General features: G+C 63.0%; 2 protein-coding genes. Both read left to right on the top strand.

Annotated features, from left to right (window positions below):
- Window positions 1–153: 153 nt before the first annotated feature.
- The gene (locus DBR22_RS20415; protein WP_108600498.1) at window positions 154–906 is read left to right on the top strand and encodes a DUF4191 domain-containing protein; all 753 of its coding nucleotides are present in this window, start codon (window positions 154–156) and stop codon (window positions 904–906) included.
- A gap of 107 nt (window positions 907–1,013) precedes the next feature.
- The coding region (locus DBR22_RS20410; protein WP_375135002.1) for a DUF3817 domain-containing protein at window positions 1,014–1,223 on the top strand (210 nt) is incomplete at its 3' end.

Here is a 1,223-nt window from a genome sequence, read left to right as displayed (position 1 = left end):
GCCCACATCGAGTCCTCCGGCAGCACCCGCCAGGAAGCCAGCTCACTGCTCGCAGCCCGGGCCTAAGCTCGCTGCTTCTTATTCCTGAGGGCCGGCACCGGACTATTTCCGGCGTCCGGCTTTCAGGCTTAAATCGCGTAGAATTGTGGCACTATGGCGAAATCCCCTGATTCCAGTAACACAACTCCCGCGGCGGATGACGCCCCGAAGCGTGGCCTCTTCTCGCGCAAGCCCAAAGAAGCGAAGGTCAAGAAGCCCAGCCGGCTCAAGCAGATCGGCGAAGTCTTCACCATGACCCGCCGGCATGACCCCATGGTCCCGTGGCTGATGCTGCTGGTGTTCCTGGGTGTTGTCGCGCTCAGCTTCCTGGTGGGCTTCTGGCTGGAGAACTGGATCACCGGCCTGATCATCGGCATTCCGCTGGGCCTGCTTGGGGCAACCCTGATCCTCTCCCGGCGTGCGGAACGCGCCGCCTTCGCTCAGATCGAGAACCAGCCCGGTGCCTCGGGCGCAGCCTTGGGCACGCTCAAGCGCGGCTGGATCACCGAGGACCAGCCGGTTGCTGTGAACCCGCGTACCCAGGACGCCGTGTTCCGTGCAGTAGGCCGCCCTGGCGTCGTGCTTGTCAGCGAAGGACCCAGCGTCCGCGTCAAGCCGATGCTCGACGCCGAGCGCAAGCGCCTCGCCCGTATCCTGCCCAACGTCACGGTCCATGTGATCGAGAGCGGCCGGGGCGAGGGCCAGGTTCCCATCAGCCAGGTGGCAAAGAAAATGACCAAGCTGAAAAACGAACTGACCAAACTCGAGGTCAACGCCGTGTCCAAGCGGATCTCCTCGCTCGGCAACAAACTCCCGATTCCCAAGGGAATCGACCCCTACAAGGCACGTCCCAACCGCGGACGCTAGAACCATTGGACCGCCCCGGTTCCGGCTCAGCTGGAACCGGGGCGGTTTTTTGTCAGGATGGCCACACATCCTGTGACATTCGAATGCACGAGATTGGAAGACACCGCGTGACGATTACTCCTCAGACCTTTGCCATCCGGGCCTTTCGCATCCTCGCGATTGCCGAAGCGTTCAGCTGGGCCGCGCTGCTGACGGGCATGTACTTCAAATGGATCGCGCGGACCACGGAGGTGGGCGTGGAAGTGGCCGGCCCGGTTCACGGTGCATTGTTTGTGGGGTACGGCGTCGCAGCACTGGTTCTGTGGCGGCTTCAGCGG

This window comes from Arthrobacter sp. HMWF013 (assembly GCF_003061105.1).
GTDB lineage: Bacteria > Actinomycetota > Actinomycetes > Actinomycetales > Micrococcaceae > Arthrobacter.
This window is presented reverse-complemented; position numbering and strand designations above follow the sequence as displayed.